The following is a 1,827-nucleotide window of genomic DNA, read 5'->3' as shown; positions in this document are numbered from 1 at the left end:
TCCTCCACCGCCGTCACCGGAGCCCGGAACACCGCAACCTCGAACACCGGCTCCGGCAACAACTTCCGATCCAACTTCCCCGAAGCATTGAGCGGAAACGCATCCAACACCATAATCTGCGACGGCACCATATACGACGGCAACACCACACCCAACGAATCCACCAGTGCCGCAGCATCAACCACCGCACCCGACGCCGGCACCACATAGGACACCAACGCTGTCACCCCTGATTGCAACTCTTTACCGAGAGTTACGGCTTGCGCCACGAGAGAGTGCTTTTCCAGTGCCGCGTTAATTTCACCGAGTTCGATCCGATATCCCCGAATCTTGACCTGGAAATCGCTGCGGCCAACGTACTCGAGTTGCAGTTGATCGATGCTCCCTACCCAACGGACGATGTCTCCGGTGCGATACATCCGCGAGCCGCCAGGCGAGAATGGGTTGGGAACAAAACGGTCTGCCGTCAGATCCGGACGGTTTCGGTATCCGCGAGCTAGAACTGACCCCGCTAGGTATAGCTCACCTCGCGTGCCGACCGGAACCGGATTCAGTCGTTCGTCGAGCACCAATGCTGAGACACCATTGATCGGCGAACCAATAGTGATTTGACTGTCCGCTTCCAATCTTGCATACGTAGAAATGATCGTTGTCTCGGTTGGCCCGTAAGCATTGAAATAGATCCTCCCCTGCACCCACTTGGCTAGCAGCTCAGGAGAACTAACATCGCCGCCGACAGAGACAACACGGAGATCAGGTAGCGCCGCTGGATCCATCGTCCCTAGGACTGCCGGTGTGATGACGACATTGGAAACGCGTTCCACGCGCATCAATTCAGCCAATTCATCGCCACCGAGAATCGACGCGGGGACCACAACTAGCGTTGCCCCCGAATAGAAAGCAACCATCCATTCAAGAACGGAGGGGTCGAAGATTGGCGCACAAATGTGCAGGACACGTGAGTTCGCTGTGATCTCGTATAGGTCATTCGCGTATTCCAAGAGGCCAAACAGGCCCGTGTGTGTCACAGCAACGCCCTTAGGCCTGCCAGTCGATCCCGAGGTATAGATTATGTAGGCGATATGGTCTGGCATAAGCGTCGTTGTCCGCTCATGCTCATCAATCGGAGATGAAGCAAATGTCGCAACGATCTCCGCGAAGTCTGTGGAATCGATTTCAAACCAAATCACACCATCCGGCACACGATCAACGTTTGACGAAGTAGTCAGTCCCATCGACGCGCCGGAGTCCGAAATCATATGCGCGATACGATCACTGGGATAGTTCGGATCGACAGGCACATATGCGGCGCCCGACTTGGCAACTGCCCAAACAGCTAGAACCATCTCGTACGAGCGTGGAAGCGCAATCGCGACAACCGATTCGGGACCTGCACCATTGGCGATGAGAACACGAGCCAATTGCGACGAATGCCTGTCAAGCTCGCGATAGGTGATCGACTTGCCATTGGTTCGTACTGCAACAGACTCGCTACCCACCTCACTGCGCGCAGTGAAGATGTCCACTAACCTGCGCTGCGGCATCAAGTCGTCCTGGCGGGAATTGGTCAACACCGTATGTTCTCTCGCGTCGAGCAATTCGATGTCGCCCGATCGTATTGACGAATCCGCGACCACCGCAGCCAGGATCCGCCCGAACCTGTCCGCGAACGAGACAACCGTCGACTCGTCGAACAAATCCGTCGCATACGTCAACGACGCCGCCATCCCCGCCGGAGCACCAGACTCCTCGAACTGCTCCACCATCGTCAAGGACAGATCGAACTTCGCCGCGACCGCAGTGGCATCGACACCCGCAACCCGCAGA

The 1,827-nt window shown here is 56.5% G+C and carries 1 protein-coding gene; it reads right to left on the bottom strand.

What is annotated here, in order from left to right; genetic code table 11:
- Positions 1-1,827, bottom strand: a 1,827-nt coding sequence (locus tag ACFQ6Y_RS30310) for an amino acid adenylation domain-containing protein (RefSeq protein ID WP_378640535.1), incomplete at both ends; no start/stop codon positions are given.

It is taken from the genome of Rhodococcus sp. NPDC056516 (assembly GCF_042794655.1).
GTDB lineage: Bacteria > Actinomycetota > Actinomycetes > Mycobacteriales > Mycobacteriaceae > Rhodococcus_F.
The sequence above is the reverse complement of the archived record's forward strand: the minus strand, read 5'-3'. Positions and strand labels throughout refer to the sequence as shown.